Consider the following 25,158-nt stretch of genomic DNA (forward strand, 5'->3'; position numbering starts at 1 on the left):
ACTGACATCCGGAACAAACAAACCGTCACCCTGAACAAACAAACCGTCATCCTGAACAAACAAACCGTCATCCTGAACAAACAAACCGTCATCCTGAACAAACAAACCGTCATCCTGAACTTGATTCAGGATCTACCTTAATAATTGTTCAGAGCACTCAATTAATATTGACGCAGAAAATGTAGTAAACCAAGTTTACCCTACTTCAATTCTCCCCAGTTATCGCCAATATTTACATCAGCTTTTAGTGGTATATTTAACTCATAGATATCTTGCATAATCTCCTGAAATCTTTTTGCAAGAGACTCTGCCTCACTCTCTTTTACTTCAAAGATAAGCTCATCATGGATTTGCAGTAGCATCTTCGCTTCTAGCTTTTCATCTCTTATGACTTTTGCAATCTTGTTCATGGCAAGTTTTATGATATCTGCTGCACTTCCTTGAAAAACACTGTTTACTGACTCTCTCTCATATGCAGCTTTAAACATTGGAGTTGCATTTTCATAATCAAAATATCTTCTCCTACCAAGGAGCGTCTCTATATAACCTTTGGTTTTAGAAAGCTCTACAATGCTTCTAAAGTAACTCTTAACAGTAGAAAAAGACTCAAAATACTTCTCTATGATATCTTTTGCTTCTTTAGTTGTGATACCTAGCGTATCTGAGAGTTTTTTTTGTCCCATGCCATACAAAAGTCCAAAGTTTACAGTCTTTGCAACTCCTCTTTTACTCTTAGCTTCATCTTCCCCAAAAAGTACAACTGCTGTTTGATAGTGGATATCTTTATCTGCTTTAAATGAATCTACTAAGACCTTGTCTTGTGAGAAGTGAGCTAGAAGTCTAAGCTCGATTTGTGAGTAGTCTATGCCTATGAGTTTGTTTCCATCTGATGCCACAAAGGCCTCTCTGATTCTAAGACCTAACTGGCTTCTAGCTGGTATGTTTTGAAGATTTGGGTTTTTTGAGCTTAATCTTCCTGTTGCCGTTCCAGTTTGAATAAATGAAGTATGAACTCTACTATCTTCATGTTCTTTGCTTAGTTTTAAAAGTGGTTCTATGTAGGTTGAGAAGAGCTTATACACCTCTCTGTATTCCAGTAGCATCGGGATAATTTCATGAGCATCTTTTAATGATCTTAGAACTTTCTCATCCGTTGAGTAGCCAGTTTTTGTTTTTTTACCAGTCTTTAAGCCTAAGTGCTCAAAAAGTATAACTCCCAACTGTTTTGGAGAGTTTATATTAAACTCACTTCCCGCTTGAGTGTAGATACTTTTTGTAAGTCGAGCAAGTGTCTCTTTTATCTCAACTAAAAATTTCTCTAAAAATGAGCCATCAACTCTGATGCCAACTTGTTCCATATGCAAAAGTGTAGTTATAAAAGGGACTTCAACTTCCATAGACTCGGCTATAAGATGTTCGGCATCTTGGAGCTTTAGGCTCTGGTTAAAGAGATGAAAAAGTTTTAGAGTGATAAATGCATCTTCAGCAGCATAAAGAGTTGCATCTTCGAGTTCAACTGAGGCAAAAGTTTCGCCTTTTTTAACACTCTCTTTAAATGAAATCATTGTGTGACCTAACAGTTTATGTGAGAGTTTATCAAGGCTTAAAGCACTCTCAGGGTTTATAAGCCACGCTAGTATCATGCTATCTGCATAGACTTCAAATGTGTCTTCACTTAAGAGTTTAGATATAAAGTGCAGATCAAACTTGATGTTATGTCCAACTACTTTACTCTTAAAAATCTGCTTTATCGCATCTGCTGCATCTTCTTTGCTTACTTGAGCGGCCATGCCTAGGTAAGAGTGTGCAAAAGGTACATAAAAAGCCTCTTTATCATTAAAACAAAAACTAAAACCTACTATAGAGTCTTTGTTATATTCTAATCCTGTTGTCTCAGTATCAAAAGCCACTACAGTTTGAGGAGTAAGGGATTTTAAAACACTCTTTAACTCTTTTGCATCAGTTATAAGAGTGGCATGAAAGTCAAGCTTTTTGCTCTCTTTTTTATCATTTGCTAGCTTTGCATTTGCCTTTTTCTCTATCTCATCTGTAAGTATGTCTTTTGCTTTTAGGGCTCTTATTACAGCGTTTTGTTCATACTTTACAAGCTCATCATATATGTTTAAAAATGGATGCTCTACATCCATCTTATACTCTTCAAAGTCAAGCTCATCTAAGACATCATCACGAAGTGAGACTAACTCTTTTGACATAAATGCACTCTCTTTTGACTCTAATAGCTTTTTTTTGTTCGCCCCATTTATAAGATGCACATTTTCATAGATGGATTCAAGTGAGCCAAACTCTTTTAAAAGTTTCTCAGCTCCAACTTTTCCAATACCACGGACACCGGGAACATTATCTGCACTATCGCCCAAGATGGACTGATAATCTATAAACTGCTTTGGAGTTACACCATATTTAGAAAAACAAGCATCTTCATCCATAACTTTTTTCTTAATCGCATCTACAACTACAACTCTTCCATCATCTATAAGCTGGTACAAATCTTTGTCATGCGAGACTATGCGAACGGTGTAATCTCTCTCTCTTGCATGCTTTACAACTGTCGCTATGATATCATCTGCTTCAAAACCGCTATATCCTAGCGTTTTATAGCCCATTTTATCTATCCAATCTATAGCGATTGGGAGTTGCATTGCAAGCTCCTCTGGTGGAGCTTGACGGTTTGCTTTGTAATTTGAATCTATCTCATTTCTAAAAGTGTCACCCTTACTATCAATGGCAAAGATAAGATAATCACTATCGTGCTGTTTTTGCAAAGTTGAGATAAAGTTTGTAAAACCTGTTAAAAGCCCTGTAGGAAACCCATCTTTGTTCTTTAAGTGTTGTGGAAGTGCATAAAAACTACGAAAGAAAAAGCCAAAAGTGTCTATTACTGTTACAACTTTACTCATTTAGTTTTCTCTTCTTTTGCATATTCATACAAGGGTCCTTTTTTTAGATCTATTATATCAGTTTTTATAAAACACTACGCGATTTTTACCCATCTTTTTTGCTTCATACATAGCTCTGTCTGCAAACTTTAAAATCTCTTCAAGATTTTTTCCATCTCTTGGAATTATTGCCACTCCGATGCTAGCTCGCACTTGATGCTTAAACTCTTTTACGATGATAGGCTTATTTATCTCTTGTAATATTCTCTCAATAAGTGCATCAAAGTGAGCAAAATTATCTTCTCTTTTATCTTGACCTCTTACTAATATAACAAACTCATCTCCACCAATCCTCCCAGCTGCATCAAAGCTTCTGATGGACTCTAAGAGCCTGTTTGCAACGCTCTTTAAAACTTCATCACCATGGTCGTGCCCCTGAGTATCATTTATAGTTTTAAAGTCATCTAAGTCAACAAAAAGAAGTGCTGACTCAGTATTGTTTCTTTTTGCGTAGTTTATCTCTTGTGAAATTTTTTCATATATATTTTGTCGATTTGCAAGACCCGTTAAAGTATCATAAAAAGCAAGATGTTCTATCTCTTGGAGCTTTTTTTTCATAAGAGTTATATCTCTATCTATACCTCTATAACCTAGCAGGTTTCCCTTTTTATTAAAAAATGGGGCTCCTCTAGTTAATATATGTATTTCATTGTTATCTTTGTGTAAAAGAGTATGTTCAAGGTTTACTATTTTTTCTCCTTTGCTTGAGAGTTCAAAAAACTCTTTAGACACTCTTGTTGCTTCATCCTCATTCATAAAATCAAAAGGTTTTTTACCTATAACTTCGCTAGGTTCATATCCTAAAATCTTTTTGCATTGTGGACTTACATATCTGTAAGAAGCATTGATATCAATCTCCCAAATAAGGTCATCGCTACTCTCTACAAGTTGTTGAAATCTTTTCTCACTCTGTTCTATAAGCCTTGTTTTTTTTTCTTCATATCTCTTTAAAATAAAATACAAAAAAACTATAAAAGAGACTATAGCAAGAGTGCCCATTATGGCAGTTTGATATAGAGGTCTAATATGTAAACTATAGGGTTGCTCTACCACAAGCCCCCAATCTGTTCCTTTTATGGGAGTGTATGATGCGAGAGTTTTTTGGTTTTTATAATCATAGCCAATACCAACTCCGCTCTTTTTCTCTAAAGCATTTCTCATCGGAGTTGCAACGCTAAGATTGTTTATCTCAACCTTTGGTGGCTGTTTATCTGAGTAGGCTAAAAACTTTATATATTTGCCATCTTTGACTCCTAAAAGATACTCTAACCCAAGCTCTACTTGAATGATAGAATTGAAAGTTTTTTGTACTTGAAATATAGTTGCATTTGATGCTTTGTTATCAAAATCTTGCTTTTTCGAATATTTTTTATCAAATGTTGCAACATTTGATATCATGCTTGCCATGGAGTAGGTTTTTTCTAAAAGAAACTTTTTTTTATCTTCCATGAGTCTCTCAAAAAGATAGAAACTAAATAGCACCACAAGCAGCAAAATAGGAGTGACAATAACAAGTAGGATTTTTAAAAAATCAATGTTAAATTTTTTATTCATAACATCCTCCCTAGACAAATATTACTCTTATTTAAATATACAAAAACTTAATATCTAGAGATAGATTTTTCTTCTACTCCTAAGTGTGACACTCCGTAAGTGACTTCTTAGGGTTTACTATATAGTCGTATCCGTTATAAATAGTATATGCACCATACAAAATAACCGCTATTGATGCAAGGCTCATCATCATATTTCTAAAGCTTGTTGCACTAGTTAGCGTAGCTAAAAAGCCAAGTCCAAACATTGCAGGGATAGTGCTTAATCCAAAAATAGCCATAACTAAAGCACCATATAGTGGGCTTGCTGTACTTGCTGCTGTGATGGCAAAAAAGTAAACAAAACCACATGGCAAAAGTCCATTTAACATCCCTAAAACAAAAAAACTAAGATTTGATTTTGAGTTTAGAACTTTTTTAAAAGCTCTTTTATAAAGTGATGATGAGGAAAAAGAGTGCTCTATAAGTGTTAAAAATTTAATTTTGCCCATCAGAGAGAGACCCGCAAGCATCATGGCAATTCCTGCAAATATCAGCAAAGCTCCATTTGCATTGTTTGAAAAAGTCACAACCCCACCAAGGGCCCCAAACATAGCGCCAAGAATAGAGTAGGTAAAGACTCTACCAAGCGAGTATATAAGATGTGCAAAACTTTGTGAGACTTTAGAACTCTCTGGCTCTATTTTTATAGTAGAGTAGGCAAGAACTATTCCACCACACATTCCGATGCAGTGTCCAAAGGAACCTAAAAAAGCGATACTAATAATGGTTAAAATATTTACAGTTTCCATAAGCTTTAGTTATTTTCCTAAGAGTTTTTTTCTAATGTGAGGATTGTTAAGAGTCTCTCCTCTTAACATTCTTAGTCGCATTGTATCAAAATCTACACTACCCTCTACTTTTTTCTCATAAGCCCCAAATCCATATCCCATAGGAGTCTCATCAGTTAGTGAGTAAAAAGCGAGCCTAGCATCTATATACTTTTTCGTATCTCTACTCATTACCCAGATTACAGCTTCATCTTTAAATGGCTTATCTTCAAGCCACTTTACAAAACCACCATGATCATGAAAAAACCAAGTTTTTCCACTAGGCGAGATAACTTGTGAGACATCTCTTAAGTCATCAATAACCATTCCACAATCACTATCTTGATATCTATTTACAACAAGTTTATATGGAAGTTTTTTAAAATTTTGCTCCTTTATAACTACCATCTGATTTTTAGATGCAACTAGTAGAAATACACTGACGATAAGAGCGACTAAAGTAAAAACAACTATAAAAGGGATAAGTTTTTTTATCATATATCAAAATCTCCAAAATTGTATAAACCAAACAAATAACTAAAATTCTTTTAAAAACCAAATATAAAAATCATAAATATCTAAATAAAAACTATATATTGCATCTTTTATCTATCTAAAAATAAGGATTTGAAATTATATCAACTATGCCATGAGATAGATATTAAAATTAGCCTTACGCAAAGGGATGACAAGCTTCCACTGTATTTTTGAGATCTTGCTTTTGTATATGCGTGTATATCTGCGTAGTCAAAAGTGATGAGTGACCAAGTAGTTCTTGCACAACTCTAAGGTCTGCTCCGCCACTAATGAGTGCAGTTGCATAAGAGTGTCTTAAAACATGAGGCGAGACTCCTAGATATCTTTGAGTTATCTTATATGCTGAGATTCTACTAAGCGGCTCTGCTTTATAGTTTATCCATACTTTTAGAGTATCTTTTGGCTTTTCTTTTATGTACTCATTTATAGCTTGTATAGCTACTTTTGCGATGGGGACTATACGCTCTTTTTCTCCTTTTGCATGACTAATGCGAAGCCAATCATCTTCTAAGTCTTGAAGCTCTAGTGCCAAGCACTCACTTATACGAGTACCTGATGCATACAAAAACATCAAAAGAGCGTAGTCTCTTAAACCTAACCATGAGCTTCTATCTATCAGTTTTAATGAGTTTTTAAACTCTTCATATGTGAGAAACTTTGGTAGTAGTTTTGGGATTTTTGCAAATTTTTGTTTTGTTTTTTGTTCGCTAAAATGGCTCTTATAACAAAAGTCTAAAAAAGCATTTACAGAAGAGAGCTTGCGGTTTAGAGTTCTTTTGTTTGTGTACCTTGATAAAAAAGAGAGTATATTTTTAGTATCAAGGTTTATAAGAGGTTTTTTAAGCTCTTCTTCTATGGAGACTAAGTCACTCATATAAGCCTCGATGCTCTTTTGACTTAGTGCTTTTGTAACGCTAATATACTCCAAAAAAGCTTCTAACTCATTACTCAAGTGTGATGTATTCATCTTTTACATAAAAAAGCTTATCTGCTTCAAAAACAAATCCATCATCTATATCTACTTCATAAATGGTATGAGTTTGCAAATCTTTTGAGACTTCTATAAGATAACCTTGCTTTTCTAAAATATAGAGTTTATCATTATGGATAATAAGACCTAAAAAGTGAGCAAATGGAAATTTTATCTTTGCATTTACCTGCAAGTCTGGTGTCAAAGATATAACTTCACCCTCTTTTGTAGTGATAAAAATCTCTTTTTCAAGACTTACAATATCACGCACCTCATAACTTACTCTGATCTCTTTAGCTGCCATTGAGAGGATTTTTGTTGAAGTTGCTGCTATTAGTTTATTATCCACTACATTAAAATATATAACATTGTTAAAGTTATCATCAGTTGAGACTATAGTCGTTCGTAGTTTCTTTTTTGACTCAGAGTTTACGATAACAATCTTGCCATCAAGTGTTAAAAATAGAACTAAGTCATTCATAAAGTAAGGATTTACTATCCTAGAATCCACGGCAATAGAAGGAGTTCCCTGGACTTGAACTAAAAGAGAGTTTTGTGAGATAGAGTATAGAGCCATATCATTGTTTGCAAACAAAACAGCTAGTATATCATTTTGTATACTCGCAGCTGCTATAGTTTTTTTAAGATTAAAACTCTTTGTCAAAGTCTTATCTGCTATAAAATCAATCTTTAGTTTACCATCTATAGTTGAGCTTAAAACCCAACCATCACTACTCCCTAAGAGTCTATATGACTCATCTATCTTAACATCTAAAAGTCTATCTCTTAGCAGTACTTCTCTACTCTCTAACATTGCACTATCGGATGCAACATCAACAATTGTGCTCGTAGCTTTTCCATAATAAGCCCAGTCATCTTTTACATCTTTTGGTTCAAAAACTTTTTTAGAGCTGCAACCTAAAAAAACAGAAGATACAACTATGCCAAGTAGTAGTAATAGTAACTTTTTCAAAACTCTATTTCACTCCATAGTGCATGAGAGCATTAGCTATATTTCTTAATGCTGATTCAGATGAGATCTGAGCCAATCTCTCATGAGCTTTTTGTATCTCAGACTTGCTCATATAGATAATAGCACTTTGGACTAAAGCTAAGTCCCTATATACTGCATCTTTTTTTGAAGCATACTCATCAAGAAGCTTAGCATCTTTAGCATCTTGTGCAACCTCATAACTAGCTAAATCAGCCACCATCATAGATGATGAGTCTGTTAGTCCTTTCATACTTAACATATCTTTTTTCACAACTGCATTTGAGTATGTCCAAGCATCATAAAGATCTGGCGATATTTGTTTTATAGTACGTAGTGCCTCAGAATTTTCAGCATCTTCATTTAAAATAGCCAAGGCTTTGTTTACCTCTTTTATCTCAGACTCTCTATTTATATCATAAGCAATATTTGCAGCTACCACAACTACAATAGCTACAAGACCACCGATGAGAAATTTTTTATATTTTTTTACAAACTTCTCCGTTATAACAGCTTTTTCAAAAAACTTCTCTTCGGAGTTTAACTCTTCTCTTACCATGTTAATATCGTTTTTAAGACTCAAAAGTATTCCTTTGTTGCAACATAATTTTATAAGCTTGTAATAATATCGCATAGTTTGTTAATGTTTCATCAAACACATAGATATTTTTTGTTACAATCTTGCAAAATTATATAATTAAGGTGACAAATGCAAGTAGATGATACGCTATTGAATAAACTAGAAAAATTATCTTTTTTAAAGATTTCAGAAGACAAACGTAAGGAAGTCATATCTCAGTTGTCTGAGATTGTTAGTTTTGTAGATAACTTAAATGAGTTAAATACTGATGGAGTAGATGACAGTTTTGCAATGAGCGACAGAGGAACGTATACAAGAGAAGACACTCCACTTTGCGATAAAAACATAAGCGAAGATATTCTCAAACATGCACCACAAAGTGATGATGGTTTTTTTATAGTTCCAAAGATAATAGAATAATTCAAAAAAGGAGTCTAATGTGGGCGAAGAGGTAAAAAAAGTAGTAGATATTAAAAAACTTCTCAAGAGTGTTTTAGCTTATGGCTCTAGTGATTTGCATCTTGTTGTTGGAAGTGAACCCCAAATCAGGATAGATAAAGAACTTCGTCCCTTAAACTTAGCAGTTTTAAACTCAAAAGATATAGAAGAGATGTCCTACTCGCTCATAGAAGACAAGCAGAAAAAAGTCTTTGAAGACACTAATGAGCTAGATTTCTCTTTTGAGCTAGAGAATGTTGGTCGTTTTCGTGCAAACTACTACCGTACTATAGGGGGAATTGCTTGTGCTTTTAGAATGATTCCTATAGATGTCCCAACACTTGATGAGTATGGAAATCCTCCTATTTTTAAAGAACTTATAAAAAAAGAAAAAGGGCTTATCTTAGTCACAGGACCAACTGGTAGCGGTAAATCGACTACCTTAGCTTCAATGCTTAATGAGATAAATCTCACTGAGCGAAGACACATCATAACCATAGAGGACCCAGTTGAGTTTGTCCATAAAAACATAAAATCTCTTTTTTCCCAAAGAGATGTAGGAAATGACACTGCGTCCTTTGCATCGGCATTAAAATACTCTCTTAGACAAGATCCAGATGTTATTTTAATCGGAGAGATGAGAGATGCAGAGACTATTGGTGCGGCACTTACAGCAGCAGAGACTGGTCACTTGGTTTTTGCCACTCTACACACAAACTCAGCACCAGGAACAATCAACCGAATCATAGATGTTTTTGATGGTGAAGAACAAGCTCAAATAAGAGCACAGCTCTCTTCTTCTCTTGTCTCAGTAATCTCACAAACCCTTATACCAAGAGTAGGTGGAGGAAAAGTTGCAACTCAAGAGATTCTTATAGCAAACCCAGCCATACAAAACCTCATAAGAGAAGATAAAGTCCATCAATTGTACTCACAAATGCAACTAAATCAAAAAGAAAACCGTATGACTACACAGACTCAACAACTCTTAGAGCTACTACAAAAGAAAGTTATTACAAAAGAAAATGCTATCAAAAATTCAAATAGACCAGACGAACTTATGAAGTTACTAGTAGGTTTATAAACTAGATTCCGTGTCAAGCACACAATGACAATACACGCGCCATCCTAAACACTAAAGAAACATTTTTGTATAGCAAAAGACGATTCTCTTGTTTTGATTTAGGATCCAGTTTTATATTACTTTAGAGCGCCTAATACTCACATCATATCTATTTCAGGTATATTATTCTTAAACTAAATTTAAAAAATATACTTAACATAAAATTAACACTTTAATATTATACTTCTTCTCAATTACTAAAATATGAGGAATGATAATGAAAAAGAGCTTATATATCTCTTCTGTTGCTTCTATCTTGGTTGCAAGTCTTAGCGCATCAGATTTGGGAACTATACAAGTAGAATCATCTACCATTGATGATAAATTTGAGTCAAAGAGAACAGAAGTCTCTAGTACTTCAACGATAAGTGGGGAAGCTGTTGATGAAGCACATGCTGAGAGCGTACAGCAAATTTTACAATCAATCCCGGGAGTAACAACAGAGTACTCCACTGGTGATTCTTTAAAAATTCATCTCAGGGGTGTAGAAAACCAGATGTATATGGGTGAAAAGCCGGGCGTTGCAGTTGTTATTGACGGTGTTCCCGTGTTTGAGAGAACAGGAAAGGTAAATATAGACCTTGACAACATTGAAAGCATTAAAGTTATAAAGGGCGGGGCTTCATATCTTTTTGGAGATGATGCACTCTCTGGAGCCATTATAATAACAACAAAAAAAGGTGCAAAGTATAACAACAACTTTGGAGCAGTTGAGTTTGGTAGTTACGGCTATCAAAAAATCTTAGCAAGAAGTGGCTATGCAAATGACAACTTAAGCTTTCATATTCAAGCGAGTCAAAGAAAGGCTGATGGCTATTGGGAAGATTCAGACTATGAATCAAACTATCTCAATGGTAAATTGCAATATTACCTTGATGATACATCAGATATCTCATTTGGATTTGAATATTCAGACAGAAAAAAAGATACTCACGGAACTGTAGGTGGTGAAACTGCAGCTAAAGAAAATCCTAAATCTGTTTATGATGGAGATCAAGATAGTAGAGACTATACAAGAGATTATGATGTAGAACTTCTTAAACTTTTTCTTACCTATTCTAAGGATTTTAGCAATAAGTCAAATCTACTTTTAAGTGGATACATTTATAAAGATGATACATCCTTTATATCAGGACCACAAACTAGAGATGGTAGTGGAGCTTCAGATCCTTCTCTTGATGACAGTGATTACAATTATGACAATGACTATGCACAGATACAAAGAGGAATAAAGAGCGAATACAGAAGTTCATTTGATACATTTGCTACTATGCTGGGGCTTGATTTAAGATTTAATGAGTATGAGAACAAAACATCTTATAGGGTCAATCAGCCTTTAATAAGATACTACCCATCTTACTCTGTAACTCCAAATTACTACTTAGCTGGTGATGCAAAAAGCGACGACACAACAGATGAAAATGTTTATGCCTTTTACGGAGAATATAAACAAAAGATTACAAAAAATTTAAGTGCTACTGCTAACCTAAGGTATGATCTTATCAAACTCGACTATGAAGACTATAAAGACAATAACTTTAAAGAGGACTTTAATGTCTACTCTTACAGACTAGGAGCCAACTATAAGATAAATGAGAGCTTTGATGTTTTTGCAAACTTCTCAACAGGTTTTAGAGCACCGACAGTTACACAACTCTACGCTGGAAGCACCAGTGCATGGGGAAGCACAGCAAACAATCCTGACCTAGACCCAGAAAAATCCTATAACTACGAAATAGGTATTCGTACAAAAGCAAAAGGCATAACTTATGAAGCCGCGATTTTTCAGATTGACAGAAAAGACTTTATCATGAAAACATCAGGTAACTATGGAGATACGGATACTGTAGATATGTGGGATAATGTAGGGGGTGCAAGACATAGAGGTTTAGAACTCTCTGCAATAGGCAATATTGTTAAAGAGTTATCCTTTAATCTTGCCTATACCTATCTTGATGCATACTATACAGAGTATGACAATTTTGGTATTGACTTAGACGGCAATCCTCGTACCTCGGTTGTTACATTTTTTGATGCAACAAACAACCAAATCCCTAGAACTCCAAAGCATCAACTAAATCTTATCTTAGACTATATGCCGACAAAAGAGTTAAAGCTAACAACAGAGATAAACGCAAAGTCTAATTACTATGCGGATGATTTAAATGAGATCAAAATACCTGGACACGCTACACTTAACCTGCTAGCGAGTTATACAAATAAAATAGGTGATTATCAGTACAACTTTTTTGCAAGAGTAGATAATCTTTTTGATAAATTTTACTACAACACAGCAAGAGCAAGCGGTGACAGAAATGAAGACGGAATATTTGACGCAGAGGATTTATCCATCACTGTAAATTCTGGAAGAGTATTAACAGCAGGATTATCCGTTAAATTTTAATTACAACACATAGGTGAAAACAATGAATATAGAACTATTAAAAGATATTGTTGATTATGGAATCATTGGACTTTTAGGAGTTATGAGTTTTATGACTTTTTGGTTTTGGATCGAGAGAATTCTTTTTTTTAAAGGAGTTAATGTAAATAATTTTGAGACAAAAGAAGAACTTGAGCTTGTACTTACAAACAATGTAAATATAATCTCAACCTTTGGTTCCAATGCCCCATATATTGGACTGCTTGGAACAGTGTTTGGAATTATTATAACCTTTTATGCTATGGGACAGAGTGATGCCTTAGATGCAAAAATGATAATGACATCTTTAGCACTTGCTCTAAAAGCTACTGCAATGGGACTTATAGTGGCTATTCCAGCTATAGTATTTTATAACCATTTAGCAAGAAAAATCGAAGTTGTATTAGCTCATTGGGACATGAAAGAGAAGGCAAAACATGCAAATTAAAAAGTTTGACTCTATAAATGTAGTCCCCTTTATTGATATTATGCTTGTTCTTCTCGTCATTGTCTTAACCACTGCTACCTTTGTTGCCAAGGGGATAATTCCGGTTGACCTTCCTACGGCAAAGACAGCAGCTCCACAAGATGATAAAAAAAATCTCACTATAACAATCAAACAAAATGGTGATATCTTGTTTGACAAGGTAATAGTTTTAGTAGATGATGTTGCAGAAGAACTTGCAAAATATGAAGTTAAAACACCTATTCATATTAACTGTGACAAAGAAGCAAAGTTTGATCTGTTTGTCTCACTTTTAGATACCTTAGAAGAAAAAAAGTTTAAAAACCTTGGAATAATCACTAAGAAAAATAACTAAAGTGAAGTGAACATTATGGAATATACAGCTTTTTTTTCTATATTTATTATAGGACTCTCTTATGGAGCCACTGCATGTATGTTCTCATGTATGCCATTTCTAAGCCCCTTGCTTATAAGTAACTCTAAGAGCACAAGAGAGGCACTTAGTGTTATTTTACCTTTTAGTCTAGGTAGGATATTTAGCTATACACTTATAGCAATTGTGGCTTACTTTAGTTCTGTTTGGGTAAAGATGATGCTAAATGACAATCACATCTTTAGCATCATCTTAGGTCTTAGCACTATATCTATGGGGATATATCTGATGTATAAGAGCTTCAGTTCAACTAGCTCTTGCGCTCACTCTGCACCGTTAATCAAAAAACCAAAGTTAAACAGATTTGGCTTTTTTACTATTGGTGCGACTATGTCTGTAAATCCGTGTGCTCCAATCATGGCACTCTTAGCAGTAGCGGCAAATAGTAGCAGTATTTACAACTCTATAGGTCTTGGTTTGTTCTTCGGTCTTGGTGCTGTTATTTTTTCAATTATATTTTACGGTTTTATTCTCTCAACTGTAGTAAAAGGAATGATGATTGAGTTTTCCTCTTATAAACTTTTCATAGAGAGACTTGCGGCACTTCTTCTCATAATAATAGGCGTGTTAGTTTTAAACGGTGTATTAGTACTTTAACAAAGGCGAACAATGGTAGATTTTATTAAACGTGACAAAGATGATATTTATGGCAAACCAATATTAGGATTTTTATTTAAAAATCAGAAATTTTTGATGATATTAAAAATAGCAGTTTTAGCTCTATTTTTATATGCTTTATATTTTGGCTTTGCACATACTGGCAAAGATAACAACTTTACTTGGGCGGTTTTTTGGGGGATTTTCTGGTCTTTGTTTATGGTAATAACTCTACCAACATTAGGAAGAGTTTTTTGCGGCATCTGTCCTCACGGTTTTATGGGAAAATATATTACAAAACTTGGTTTAAAAAAAACTATGCCAAAATGGATGCAAAATCCATTTATTGGCATTTTTCTTATTGTTATAGGATGGTGGGGGATCTACTACATGTTTCCTGGCATCTATAGGTCACCCCTTGGGACTGCTATTTTATTTACAGTGATGACCCTGCTCTCTTTTGTAATCTACTTTTTATATAAAGATATGAGTTACTGTAAATATATTTGCCCTATTGGGACGCTTACACGAGCCTACTCTAAACTCTCCTTTACATGGCTAGGAACTTATAAAAGCGCCTGCGATGAGTGTAAAACCTTTGAGTGTACAACGGCATGTCCATACAACCTAAAACCATTTACCTTTAACAAACGAAACTCTATGACTGACTGTACACTTTGTATGAACTGTTCTGCTGCTTGTGAGGCAGTTAGTTTTAAAGTTAAAAAACCATCCTTTTCTCTTTTTTCAAAATTTCAAGTTCAAAAAGCTGAAGTTTGGGCATTTATCCTTATCTTGGCTTCCATCTCTATTACTATGTCTTTTCATCATGGCATCGGTCGAAGCAATGCCGCGCCTGATATGATATGGTCAAAAACAGCTGAGTTTTTCAAAGGCTTTATTAATTTTGGCTCAGTTGACCCAATAGGCTTATTTGCCTTCCTTTATGCTCTACTCTTTACAATAGTTGCTGCTATTGCTGGTATGTTTATAGCATCTAAAATTTTACAAAAGGATTTCTCTAAAATCTTTTATAATCTTGGATACTCCTACGCTCCACTCTTTATCTTAGGTTCAATCGCTCACACTCTTGAGACACTTTTCTTGCGTGGTTATGAAAGAATTGTAGAAGGATTAGCTCAAGGGTTTGGCTTATCTGTAGATGTGGCATCCCTAGCAAACAGAGGAGATGGTTGGCTGCATTTATTTGGCTTACTAAAGTGGGTAGCTATTGTTTGGGCTCTAATCATACTCTATAAAAGAATGAAACTTATAGATGCTATGAAGATGAGAAAGATTATTGCATATCCATTTGCAGCCTCTTTAATCATTTTCTTTTTAAGTGTTAATATCTACAGAGGATATATCCTAGATACTTATGGTAGAGCTTTAGACGGACATGCCAATCATGGCGGAGGTGCTAAAGTATTTCAAAGTGCCTCAAAAGACAGTGTTCTTAGAGATTTCAAAAAAAGACCTGCTCAAACTTATAAACAACCAACAGCCTTAAATAGCGTATATTTCTCAGAAACCAATCCATCAGCTAAAGAGGGAGAGTCTTATGGTGGACATAGACGCGGTGGGGGAAGAGGCTGGGTGCCATCACAAAAAGTTTGGCCTATCTTTGAAGATAATATAGGAGAGAAAAACTGTATAAGCCATATAGATGCCAAGCTTTATCTTCTAGATGCTAACTTAGAGACAACAAAGCTAGTTCCATCAAAAGAAGATGGCTGTAAATCAGTTAGTTATAAGATGCCAGACAATGGTTACTACAATCTATTTTATGTAGATAAAATAGTTCAAGACAATACACTATATATCAAAACTGCAAAGTTTGAAAACATGAGATTTAACCATAGTAACGATGCTATCTATGATGAGCAAAAGATGTCAGCTCATAGTATAAATGAGGCTCCTTTTGATATTTTAAGACTTAGAGAAGATGGGGAGACTTTTTATCATCGTCTATACTCAGGCGATAAGATAAGAGTTAAAGTTTTACTAAACTCAAAGCCTATTGAAGGTGCCACGCTAAGGCTATCGACACTAACAGGTTGGTCAAAAACTCTAAAATCTGACAAAGATGGTATAGCAGTTTTCACACTTATAAAGGATTATTTCCCCGAGTGGAATAGGTTTGATAGAAGACATAAAAGCAAATTTGTTCTAACAGCAAACTATAAAGAAGATGCCAACGCTACACCTGATGGGTACGACTCTATAAACTATGAAGCGACATATTCATCTGTTTATTATCCAGAGGAGAGTGGCTATAGCTCTTATGCTTATGGTTTAGCGGCTGCAACATTAGCTGCCATACTGTCTGGTTTTATTATCTACTTCTTTAGAAGAGGAAGAAAAAGACCATTTAAAGAGGTGCGCTTTGATGAAAAAGATTAGAGATTTTATAAACAAGGCTGATATCAAAAGATTTCGTTTTTGGTTACAGATTTTTTTCTTTATCATCTTTATATATGGTGGCTACTTTGCTATCAACTTAGGAACTAGCATCCCTGTCTTTTCATGTGGATATGATAAAGAAGTTGGGGGAATGTGCTACTTTTTACCTCTGCAACATCAACTAGCCCGTCCGCTAGATCTGCTCTTTAGTGTAGCTAGTATCTCAGTTCTTATAGGCTTTATAACATTTCTGCTTTGGTTTATAGTCTTTAACAAAGCTTGGTGTGGTTACGCTTGTCCACTTGGCACTATGCAAGATTGGCTAACAGGTTTAAGAAAAAAGATGGGGGTTAGATATAGCACCTATACTCAACCGCAATTTAACAAACTCAAAAAGATAAAGTACATAATGCTAGCACTTGTAATCTTATCTCCTATGGCCGTAGGGATGGGACTGCTTGATCGTGAATGGGTAACTGCTTTTTGTAGCATCTGCCCTGGAAGGATGGTAACGCCTCTTTTTGTAGGAGATATCTCTCAATGGAGCTTAGATTTCTCAACCAAGAGTGCAATGATCCTTACTGCTTTAGGTTTAGTGTTTACTGGACTTTTTGTAGTTGGCTCATTTGTAAAAAAGAGATTTTTCTGTTTTTTTTGTCCTATGAGTGCCATGCACTATATCTTTAGTGACGCAGCCCTTTTAAGGCTTAAAAAAGATGGTGACAAATGTACAAAATGTGGCGATTGCTACACAGTTTGTGATATGCAGATAAAAGATATAGCTGATGATGTTACAAGTACAAATATTTTAAGAGATGACTGTATTTTATGTATGAAGTGTGTAGCTGCTTGTCCAGAAGAGGATGCTTTATATGTTGACTTTGTAAATTATCCAATATTCAAATCTACAAGAGGTGGATTTGCCAAAAGGATGCAAATGGACGAACTGGAGAGAACAAATGACTAAAAATATAAGAGAACATAAGATAGAGACTCCAAAAGAGAAACAAAATCGTCATAAAGCTATGGAAGCCATTATGGTGCTTGATAAAGTCAAAAATGAGTTTAAAGAACCACCAAAAGCAATGGAGTACTTTTACAATCTTTTTGAAAGTGTACATTGCAAACATAAGCCACTCCATAGCAACAAAGTAAAAGTTGGAACTATGTGTATCCAAGTACCTTCTGAGATTATTTACGCACTAGATGCTGTTCCTCTAAGACTATGTAATGGTTTTTATACTGATGATGAGATAGGAAGCGATCTGCTTCCATCAAAATCATGTCCTTTAGTAAAAGCAACAGTAGGGCATTTCTCATCTAATAACTTCTCAGATAAGCCAGATGTTATTATCTCTCCAACAACCTGCGATCAAAAAACAAAAGCGGGTGCCATCATAGAAGATATGGGATATAGTATTTTTGATATGGAGTTTCCAAGAACCAAAGAGAGTGAGGAGAGCCGTGAATATTGGAGACGAAGTGTTAGAAAATTCACAAAAGAGTTATCAAATGATTTGGGCAAAAAATTGACTAAAAAGAGATTAAAAGAGTCGATACAAAAAGTAGGATATGCTCAGCATCTCTACCATAAGTTAAATGTCTTAAGAAAAAATATCAACTCTCCCATACTTGGAGTTGATATGTTTTTAGTTACCAACGCATTTTTCTTTGACAAAATAGACAACTGGATAGATGCCGTAGATAAACTTGTAAAGGAGTGCCAGCAAAGAGTAGAAGATGAGTTTAATGCTGCACATAAAAGAAGCCCTAGAATCGTCTATACAGGATCGCCACCAATCTTTCCAAATCTAAAAATCCCTCTTATTATAGAGCAATCAGATGCCATTATCGTAGCAGATGAAACATGTTCATCAAACAGAATGTTTAATGATATGGTAAGCGTAGATGAGTGGTTTGTCAACGATATGATAGATGGGGTTGCGGATAGATATTTAAAGGGGTGTACCTGTCCAATATTTACAAAAAATGAAGATAGAAAAAGAAGAATTATTGACCTTGTTAGAGAGTATAAAGCAGATGGCGTTATATATCAAGCCTTTGCAGGATGTCAGGTTTATGAGATGGAGCAGAGATCTGTTTTAGAGGCTATGGAGAGAGAGGGCATTCCTATTATGTACTTAGAGAGCGATTACTCTCCTAGTCACTTAGGTCAGCTTACAACTAGAGTTGAAGCATTTGTAGAGTCACTTAAAAATAGAAAAAGGAAACGTTAATGAAATATTTTGCAGGTATAGATATAGGCTCAACAGCTATTAAAATTGCAATTGTAGATGAAAATAAAAAACTAGCAGGACATAAAATAAGTGCAAGTGGAAGTATGTTTTACAAATACGCAAAACAAGCACTAAAAGATATGCTCGGCGAGCTTGGCGTTGATGAGGACAGATTGGTTTATACAGTCGCAACGGGCTATGGAAGAAAGCTCTTCAAAGAAGCAGATGAAAATATAAGTGAAATTACCGCAAATGCGATGGGTGCAATGGCTGCGGCCGCGTCAGAGTGCGACATTAAAACTATTATAAACATAGGTGGTCAAGATTCCAAAGCTATCTCACTTGATGATGAGGGTAATGTAGTTAACTTTGCTATGAATGACAGATGCGCGGCTGGAACTGGAAAATTTCTAGATGTTGTTGCTATGAATTTAGAGATAGAAGTTGATGAGTTAGGCGAATATCATTTCAAATCAACAGGTACACCGCTAGCAATAAATAGCACATGCGCAGTCTTTGCAGAGTCTGAGATAATCGGCCTTTTAGGCAATGATAACAGTGTCGAGGATATCGTAGCAGGCGTTCACTACTCTATAGCAAAAAGAATTATTAAACTTATAAAAAGAGTTGGCATAAAAGAAGGCATCTATTTTGACGGTGGTCCCGCGCTAAATATCGGCTTAGTAAGTGCAATCGAGAATGAGTTAGGTAAAAAAATATTTATTCCTGCATTTCCGCAAATAACTACATCTTTAGGTGCTGCAATACTAGCTCATGAATCTTATGAATATGAAAACAGAGCTTAATTAGATTTATGCAAGGAAAAAGTGCAATAGATGTTTAATAAAATTATAAAATTTTTTATTGAGAACTATAGAATAAACTATACTCTATTTTTTTTAATTTTTGCAGTAGGCATCTACTCCTATACAAAAATACCAAAGGAGATATCTCCTACTATTGAACCTTCTTCTATAACTATCAGGGGCACATATCAAGGAGCTTCTGTAGATAGTTTAAATACTATGGCTGTTGGGGAAATCGAAGATGAAGTAAAAAACATTATTGGCGTAGAGAGTGTCTCTTCTGTAATAACACCGGGAAAATTCAGTATAGTTCTTGAACTTGACAAGAGAGTAGATAAAGCAACAGTTATACGCGACGTTGAAGATGCACTCTCACTTATTAAAGTTAATCTACCGAGTGATATGGATGATCCAGTTATCAGAGGCGTTGCGCATTCAAGAAGCATCATGCATATATCGATTCAATCTTTGAGTCTTCCTAGAGAGAGATTAAAAGAGCTATCAAAAAACTTTAAAACTAAATTGCTCTCGATTAAAAATGTATCAGATGTAACTATATTTGGAAACTCAGAGCTTTTTTATGAAGTTTTGATTGATGAGAAAAAAGTCAATGCCTACAATATATCTATGAGTGAGGTTTTGCGACTTTTTTCTGAAGTCTCTTATATCTTTCCTCTTGGAAAGATAGACAATACAAATGAGCCTTACTATATATCAACACATAATGATAAAAAATTCTCTTCTGAGTTTGAAAATACCACCCTAAATATAAACAACCAACAAATTGTTTTAAAAGATATAGCTTCCATAAGTAAAAAGTACGAAGATGCATCAACTCTTGCAAGTATGGATGGAAAAAATTCCATCACACTTGCCATATCTCAAAATCCAAAGGGCAATGCTATTAGCATAGCAGAAGATATCAATCAACTCATATCAAAGATGAAGATTGATGATGTTGAGTTTAGCGTGAGGATGGACTCATCAACCATTATAAAAGATAGACTCAATATTGTTATCTCAAATATTTTACTTGGTGTTTTACTTATTACTCTGCTTACAGCTGTTTTAATCAATATAAAAATGGCACTAGTGATCGCACTAGGGATTCCTACCTCTTTTGTTATTGGTGCTATCTATTTTTATCTTACAGGGCACAGCATCAATATAAATTCACTAATCGGAGTTTTAATAGCTATAGGAATTATCGTCGATGATGCCATTGTTGTGAGTGAAAATATTCAGCAATATATTGAAAAAGGCTACAGTGCAAAAGATGCAGCATATCTGGGAACAAAAGAGGTCGCAAAACCAGTAATGATAGCCTCTTTAACTACTATATTTTCTTTTATACCTCTTTTGATGATAAGTGGAAAATTAGGAGAGATAGTAGCGCTTATACCCATAGCTTTTAGCGCACTTGTTATCGCTTCACTTATAGAGTCCTTTATCTTTTTGCCACTTCATGCTACTCATATTTTAGGCTCAAACTCAAAAACTCGCTCATGGAAAAAAGCAAATCTACTCTACCAAAAAGTCTTAAGTTTTCTCCTAAAACATCAAAAAAGTTTTCTGCTTACATTTATCATCATAGTGCCTCTTTTAACCTTTTACGGAGTTCAAAAATCAAAATTTCAGATGTTTCAACCCTTTGATGACTCTTCTATAAACATTACATTTAAAGCAGATCCCACAACTTCACTTGATGATTCTCTAAATATTGTGCAAACTTTAGAAAAAGAGATACTAAAAGAGCAGAAGAGATTTTTTGTAAAGCATGTAAGCTCTACAGCAGGATATAGAAGAAGTGCTACAGGCACAACTGAAATCTACCCATATGTTGGATATATATCTTTAGAGCTACACAAAATGAAACCCCAAAATTTTGTAGATAAGTATATTACGCCTTACCTTAGTTTTTATTATGACAATAAAGATAGGATCAGAGATATCTCCTCGCAAAAGATTTCAAAAGATTTAAGAGTTTGGCTAAAAGAGCAGAAGTATGAAGAAAAGTTTCATCTAAATAGCCTAATGGTAGTGGAAAATAAGATGGGAAATACAAAAGCAGATATTCGCATCGGTGTCGTTAGCGATGACTATCAAAAAGCGATAAAAGCCGTTAGAACTATCGAAGATAGCTTTAGCCAAATTCAAGGCATAGAATATTTTGGTAATAACATCAAAGTTGGTACTGATGAGATTAAACTTAAAATCAACAGTTATGGCGAGGAGCTAGGCATTACCGAAAAACTCCTAGGTAACTATATCTCAAAGCTCTATCTCTCTCTTAAGATCGCCACAATATATGATGGGCGTGAGCTTTTAGATGTAAAGATAAAATCACTCAATTTTAAAGATGATCTAGAGAGTTTTAAAAGATTGGAAATTCCTATACAAAACGACACCTATGTAAAGCTAGAGGATATCTGTGAATTTGAAAAGGTGACTGCTCTAGAGATGTTAGTCAAAGATGATGGACATACTAGCTTTTATGTTTTTGCAAATGTTGACCCTTCTAAAACTACAGCAACAGAAGTTTTGCAAAAGATAGAACCGACAATTCAAAAATTAAAAGACGAAGGATTGGAGTTGAGACTCAAAGGCGAGGCAGAACAAAAGAGGAGTATGCAATCGGAGATGATATTAGCATCTATTGTTGCTATGATTTTAATTTTTATCTCTATTTTATATCTTTTTGATTCCATAAGAGAGACCCTAATAGTAATGTCAGTCATTCCCTTTTCACTTCTTGGTGTATATATAGGTCATTTTATTATGGGTTTTAATATTTCTCTTCCATCTCTCATAGGAGCCTTAGGGCTAGCAGGTGTTATCGTAAATGATGGTATTTTGATGATGGCAACGATAAAAACCGCAACAAACAAAGATGAAATTTTCACTCTTGCAGCAAGAAGATTTAGACCAATTGTACTTACTTCTGTTACTACAATTATTGGTCTTTCGTCACTAATATTTTTTGCGACAGCTCAAGCTGTAACATTTCAACCTTTAGCTATTGCTATTGGATTTGGACTTTTGTGGGGAACAGTACTAAACCTCTTCTACCTGCCAACAATATACAATTTTTTACATAAATATAGGAAAAAAACATGAACAGATATGTCTCATCATTTATAATAAGCGCGCTCTCATATTTGGCAATTGTAGTTACACTAATTTATATAGTCAATATAGATACAAAAGTAAGCACAGATACTAAGGTAGAAGATGTTAGAAAAGTATGCTTTAGAGTGGTTGCTCAAGCTAAACCCCAAAAACCAAAGCAAGAGAAGATTACGCCTAAACCTAAACCTAAACCTAAACCCAAACCCAAACCCAAATCCAAGCCTAAGCCTAAGCCAGTTCCCCAGCCGATAAAAGAGCCAATTATTGAAGAAAAAATTGTTGAAGAGACAGTCATCGAAGAGGAAGTAGTAGAGGAGACAATTGAAGAAGTACAAGAGCAAAGAGAAGAAATTGTTGAAGAGACAGCAGTAAAAGAAGAAGAAGTTTTAACAGAGAAACAACATGAAATAAATCAAGATATTCTCTTAGCAAAACAAAATAAATTTATAAACGATCTAATAAAAAGAATCAATGATAACAAATCCTATCCAAATATGGCTAGAAGAAGGGGGATAGAGGGTCTTGTGGATGTGAAATTCAAAATACTCTCAGATGGTAATGTAGAAGGAATGAAAATAGTCTCTGGAAGAAGCGTGTTTAAAAAATCAGCCTTAGAAGCGATCAGCAAAAGTTTTCCAGTTACTGTTGAAGAAGCACTATTTAACTTCCCCAAAGAGTTTAGAGTAAAACTCTCATATACTCTAAGGTGATTTTAAGTACTCCCCATTCAAAATAATCAGGTGCTTATGTTTTAAACACCTCTAGTTTTGCATGCAATTCATCCGTCATAGAGTTGAGATGCTCTGCGGCAGCTGCAATTTCTTCTACATTTCTTGCATTATTTGAAGAAATTTCGTTAATCTCTGAGACTTGAGAGACGATAAACTCGACATCTTTTCCTGTTTTTTCAAAGTCACTAACGGTTTTATCACTTGCTTTAACAGCATCTTTTACAATTACTACACTCTCATTTATTTTAACTTCAACATCCGTTGCATTTACTGAGAGCTTTTGAATATCTTCTGAGTTGGAGTTCATCTGCACACTTACATCTATAATCGATTGGACTATAACATTGATAGTTGCATTTATCTCTGTAAGACTCTTTTGAGTTCTCTCTGCAAGTTTTCTTACTTCATCTGCCACAACAGCAAAACCGCGTCCATGCTCGCCTGCACGAGCAGCTTCTATGGCAGCGTTAAGAGCAAGAAGATTTGTCTGTTCCGCAATATCAGAGATAATTTCAAGAATACTTTTAACCTCATTTGCTTCACTTGAGAGTGTTTGCATTTTTTGTGCAAGTTCAACCTCAAGGTGTGCAGAGCCTTGTACTTTTTGTGTTAGTGCTACTATCTCATCTCTTGCAAGATCAAGATTGTTATTTGCTCTTAGTATCTCTTTTTTACTCTCATTTGCATCACCTATTGCCTGAGTTATCTCATCTTTGATCCCTCTTGCTTTTTTGGTAGTCTCGTCAATGACTATAACTGATTTCTCCACATTTTCCCCCACACCTATCGCAGTAGTGGAGAGCTCATGAGAGATGGAAGCATTCTCACTTGAAGATTTTTTAGATGTCTCTATAAGGTCTCTCAAATTTACTAAAAGTCTATTAAAGCTTTGTGCCATCTCTGATATCTCTTTAGGAGCATCTTCATTGGCTTTGATAGTTAGATTATGACTCTCCCCTATATTCACAAGAGTAACTTTAAAGTGCTCAATTGGATTATTTACAGAGATTTTAATAAGATAGAGTATGATTAAAGCGAAAAGTATGATACCTACTACAAGTCCTGTTGTTAACATCGTAATGTTAAAAGACGCCTTTTCGATTTTTTCATCTATATCTCTATAAATATATTTGTAAAGCTCAAGCTCTACACTTCTAAGTATATCTATAGAGACCGTCGCATTTGTAAACCAAACATTTGCATCAACTCCAAAATCTCCTGCCATCCCTTTTGTTTTGGCCGTCTCTATCATAACAAATATTTTCTTAACTGCTTCGCCTCTAAACGTCTCTTTGTAAAAATCTAGTAGTTTTTGCTGCGTTAGCATCTCAAACTGTTTGATGTTTGTACCGTAAGCATCAAACACGCTACCAAAAGTAAAATACCTCTCTTGTAAAAAGTCGTCTTTGGTAAAAGCACCATTTAAAATCGCTCTCATTCGACCTAAATTCTCTTTTGCATAAGCTAGATGAATATACGCTTGAACCATATTTCTACTATCTTTATCATCCATAAAAGAAGTAACTTCTATGGTAGCCATCAGCATAGTATTTATGTTTTTTGCATAGTATAAACCCACTTCTGATTCGCTCATGCTAAAAGAGTCTATAGAACTTCTTTTTATAGAGAGTCTACTAAGATTGTTTAAAACAGATATATCACCATTTGTTTTAGCGTAAACGGTTTTTATCTCATCTATCGCAGTATCAACTTTGCTTCTGATTTTAGAGAGTTTGTTGCCGCCTCTAGCTCCGCCTGAGGAGACAAATCCAACGCTAAGTCCCCTTTCTATTTGAAGATAATGGATAGCATTTGCCAAAGACTCTACCTCCTCAATGCGATGCTTTGTTACGCTTAAATTCTCTTTTATGCCCATGTCAAAAACTATCTTTCCTGTAGAGAGAGCAACGATAACCATTATCGGGATAAGTGCCAATATCATCAATCTTACTTTAATACTTAAGTTTTTCATAAAT

Annotated in this window: 20 protein-coding genes; 12 read left to right on the plus strand and 8 right to left on the minus strand. The window is 34.8% G+C overall.

Annotation, left to right across the window (positions count from 1 at the left end; all coding sequences use genetic code 11):
- Positions 1–200: 200 nt before the first annotated feature.
- The 7 genes from polA to M947_RS12210 form a co-directional block, all read right to left on the minus strand.
- Positions 201–2,918, minus strand: coding sequence for a DNA polymerase I (polA, locus tag M947_RS12180; RefSeq protein ID WP_021286288.1), 2,718 nt, complete (start codon positions 2,916–2,918; stop codon positions 201–203).
- 57 nt (positions 2,919–2,975) lie between these two features.
- Positions 2,976–4,511, minus strand: a complete 1,536-nt coding sequence (locus M947_RS12185; protein ID WP_021286289.1) for a diguanylate cyclase — start codon at positions 4,509–4,511, stop codon at positions 2,976–2,978.
- A gap of 79 nt (positions 4,512–4,590) precedes the next feature.
- Positions 4,591–5,301 carry a sulfite exporter TauE/SafE family protein gene (locus M947_RS12190; protein WP_021286290.1) on the minus strand — a complete coding sequence of 237 codons (711 nt, stop codon included), beginning with the start codon at positions 5,299–5,301 and terminating at the stop codon, positions 4,591–4,593.
- A gap of 9 nt (positions 5,302–5,310) precedes the next feature.
- Positions 5,311–5,817: a hypothetical protein gene (locus M947_RS12195; RefSeq protein ID WP_021286291.1), complete on the minus strand. Its 507-nt coding sequence runs from the start codon at positions 5,815–5,817 to the stop codon at positions 5,311–5,313.
- A gap of 175 nt (positions 5,818–5,992) precedes the next feature.
- Positions 5,993–6,823 carry a tyrosine-type recombinase/integrase gene (locus tag M947_RS12200; protein ID WP_021286292.1) on the minus strand — a complete coding sequence of 277 codons (831 nt, stop codon included), beginning with the start codon at positions 6,821–6,823 and terminating at the stop codon, positions 5,993–5,995.
- On the minus strand, positions 6,801–7,799 hold the full coding sequence (locus M947_RS12205; RefSeq protein WP_021286293.1) for a hypothetical protein: 999 nt from the start codon (positions 7,797–7,799) through the stop codon (positions 6,801–6,803). Before M947_RS12205 ends, M947_RS12200 begins: the two co-directional genes overlap by 23 nt.
- A 4-nt stretch (positions 7,800–7,803) precedes the next feature.
- Positions 7,804–8,400 (minus strand): hypothetical protein, encoded by a 597-nt coding sequence (locus M947_RS12210; protein ID WP_021286294.1) that lies wholly within the window; start codon positions 8,398–8,400, stop codon positions 7,804–7,806.
- 126 nt (positions 8,401–8,526) lie between these two features.
- Between M947_RS12210 and gatC the strand changes: the two genes are divergently transcribed.
- From gatC to M947_RS12265, 12 genes are all read left to right on the plus strand, one after another.
- On the plus strand, positions 8,527–8,817 hold the full coding sequence (gene gatC, locus M947_RS12215) for an Asp-tRNA(Asn)/Glu-tRNA(Gln) amidotransferase subunit GatC (RefSeq protein WP_021286295.1): 291 nt from the start codon (positions 8,527–8,529) through the stop codon (positions 8,815–8,817).
- A 19-nt stretch (positions 8,818–8,836) separates the two neighbouring features.
- A complete protein-coding gene (locus M947_RS12220) occupies positions 8,837–9,919 on the plus strand; it encodes a type IV pilus twitching motility protein PilT (protein ID WP_021286296.1) in 1,083 nt (360 codons plus the stop codon).
- Positions 9,920–10,175: 256 nt separating this feature from the next.
- A complete protein-coding gene (locus tag M947_RS12225; RefSeq protein WP_021286297.1) occupies positions 10,176–12,362 on the plus strand; it encodes a TonB-dependent receptor in 2,187 nt (728 codons plus the stop codon).
- A gap of 22 nt (positions 12,363–12,384) precedes the next feature.
- Entirely contained in the window at positions 12,385–12,828 is a 444-nt protein-coding gene (gene exbB, locus M947_RS12230; protein WP_021286298.1) for a TonB-system energizer ExbB, read from the plus strand.
- Entirely contained in the window at positions 12,818–13,201 is a 384-nt protein-coding gene (locus M947_RS12235; RefSeq protein ID WP_021286299.1) for an ExbD/TolR family protein, read from the plus strand. Before exbB ends, M947_RS12235 begins: the two co-directional genes overlap by 11 nt.
- Before the next feature lie 15 nt (positions 13,202–13,216).
- Complete coding sequence (locus tag M947_RS12240) at positions 13,217–13,876, plus strand: sulfite exporter TauE/SafE family protein (RefSeq protein WP_021286300.1); 660 nt, start codon at positions 13,217–13,219, stop codon at positions 13,874–13,876.
- A gap of 12 nt (positions 13,877–13,888) precedes the next feature.
- The gene (locus tag M947_RS23315) at positions 13,889–16,279 is read left to right on the plus strand and encodes a 4Fe-4S binding protein (RefSeq protein ID WP_021286301.1); all 2,391 of its coding nucleotides are present in this window, start codon (positions 13,889–13,891) and stop codon (positions 16,277–16,279) included.
- Positions 16,266–17,246, plus strand: coding sequence for a 4Fe-4S binding protein (locus M947_RS12245; protein WP_021286302.1), 981 nt, complete (start codon positions 16,266–16,268; stop codon positions 17,244–17,246). Before M947_RS23315 ends, M947_RS12245 begins: the two co-directional genes overlap by 14 nt.
- Positions 17,239–18,516, plus strand: a complete 1,278-nt coding sequence (locus M947_RS12250; protein ID WP_021286303.1) for a 2-hydroxyacyl-CoA dehydratase family protein — start codon at positions 17,239–17,241, stop codon at positions 18,514–18,516. Before M947_RS12245 ends, M947_RS12250 begins: the two co-directional genes overlap by 8 nt.
- Positions 18,516–19,322: an acyl-CoA dehydratase activase gene (locus M947_RS12255; protein ID WP_021286304.1), complete on the plus strand. Its 807-nt coding sequence runs from the start codon at positions 18,516–18,518 to the stop codon at positions 19,320–19,322. Before M947_RS12250 ends, M947_RS12255 begins: the two co-directional genes overlap by 1 nt.
- A gap of 30 nt (positions 19,323–19,352) precedes the next feature.
- Positions 19,353–22,439: an efflux RND transporter permease subunit gene (locus tag M947_RS12260; RefSeq protein ID WP_021286305.1), complete on the plus strand. Its 3,087-nt coding sequence runs from the start codon at positions 19,353–19,355 to the stop codon at positions 22,437–22,439.
- Positions 22,436–23,161: a TonB family protein gene (locus M947_RS12265; RefSeq protein WP_021286306.1), complete on the plus strand. Its 726-nt coding sequence runs from the start codon at positions 22,436–22,438 to the stop codon at positions 23,159–23,161. Before M947_RS12260 ends, M947_RS12265 begins: the two co-directional genes overlap by 4 nt.
- 34 nt (positions 23,162–23,195) lie before the next feature.
- Here the strand turns inward: M947_RS12265 and M947_RS23430 are convergent, their stop codons facing one another.
- Positions 23,196–25,154 carry a methyl-accepting chemotaxis protein gene (locus M947_RS23430; protein WP_021286307.1) on the minus strand — a complete coding sequence of 653 codons (1,959 nt, stop codon included), beginning with the start codon at positions 25,152–25,154 and terminating at the stop codon, positions 23,196–23,198.
- Between the last annotated feature and the right edge of the window lie 4 nt (positions 25,155–25,158).

The sequence above is a fragment of the Sulfurimonas hongkongensis genome (assembly GCF_000445475.1).
Lineage (GTDB): Bacteria > Campylobacterota > Campylobacteria > Campylobacterales > Sulfurimonadaceae > Sulfurimonas > Sulfurimonas hongkongensis.

Coding starts and splice junctions, on each gene's coding strand:
- M947_RS23315 (WP_021286301.1), top strand. CDS start 13,889: ATGGTAGATTTTATTAAACGTGACAAAGATGATATTTATGGCAAACCA.
- exbB (WP_021286298.1), top strand. CDS start 12,385: ATGAATATAGAACTATTAAAAGATATTGTTGATTATGGAATCATTGGA.
- M947_RS12265 (WP_021286306.1), top strand. CDS start 22,436: ATGAACAGATATGTCTCATCATTTATAATAAGCGCGCTCTCATATTTG.
- M947_RS12245 (WP_021286302.1), top strand. CDS start 16,266: ATGAAAAAGATTAGAGATTTTATAAACAAGGCTGATATCAAAAGATTT.
- M947_RS12240 (WP_021286300.1), top strand. CDS start 13,217: ATGGAATATACAGCTTTTTTTTCTATATTTATTATAGGACTCTCTTAT.
- M947_RS12255 (WP_021286304.1), top strand. CDS start 18,516: ATGAAATATTTTGCAGGTATAGATATAGGCTCAACAGCTATTAAAATT.
- M947_RS12190 (WP_021286290.1), bottom strand. CDS start 5,301: ATGGAAACTGTAAATATTTTAACCATTATTAGTATCGCTTTTTTAGGT.
- polA (WP_021286288.1), bottom strand. CDS start 2,918: ATGAGTAAAGTTGTAACAGTAATAGACACTTTTGGCTTTTTCTTTCGT.
- M947_RS12200 (WP_021286292.1), bottom strand. CDS start 6,823: ATGAATACATCACACTTGAGTAATGAGTTAGAAGCTTTTTTGGAGTAT.
- M947_RS12260 (WP_021286305.1), top strand. CDS start 19,353: ATGTTTAATAAAATTATAAAATTTTTTATTGAGAACTATAGAATAAAC.
- M947_RS12235 (WP_021286299.1), top strand. CDS start 12,818: ATGCAAATTAAAAAGTTTGACTCTATAAATGTAGTCCCCTTTATTGAT.
- gatC (WP_021286295.1), top strand. CDS start 8,527: ATGCAAGTAGATGATACGCTATTGAATAAACTAGAAAAATTATCTTTT.
- M947_RS23430 (WP_021286307.1), bottom strand. CDS start 25,154: ATGAAAAACTTAAGTATTAAAGTAAGATTGATGATATTGGCACTTATC.
- M947_RS12185 (WP_021286289.1), bottom strand. CDS start 4,511: ATGAATAAAAAATTTAACATTGATTTTTTAAAAATCCTACTTGTTATT.
- M947_RS12225 (WP_021286297.1), top strand. CDS start 10,176: ATGAAAAAGAGCTTATATATCTCTTCTGTTGCTTCTATCTTGGTTGCA.
- M947_RS12195 (WP_021286291.1), bottom strand. CDS start 5,817: ATGATAAAAAAACTTATCCCTTTTATAGTTGTTTTTACTTTAGTCGCT.
- M947_RS12250 (WP_021286303.1), top strand. CDS start 17,239: ATGACTAAAAATATAAGAGAACATAAGATAGAGACTCCAAAAGAGAAA.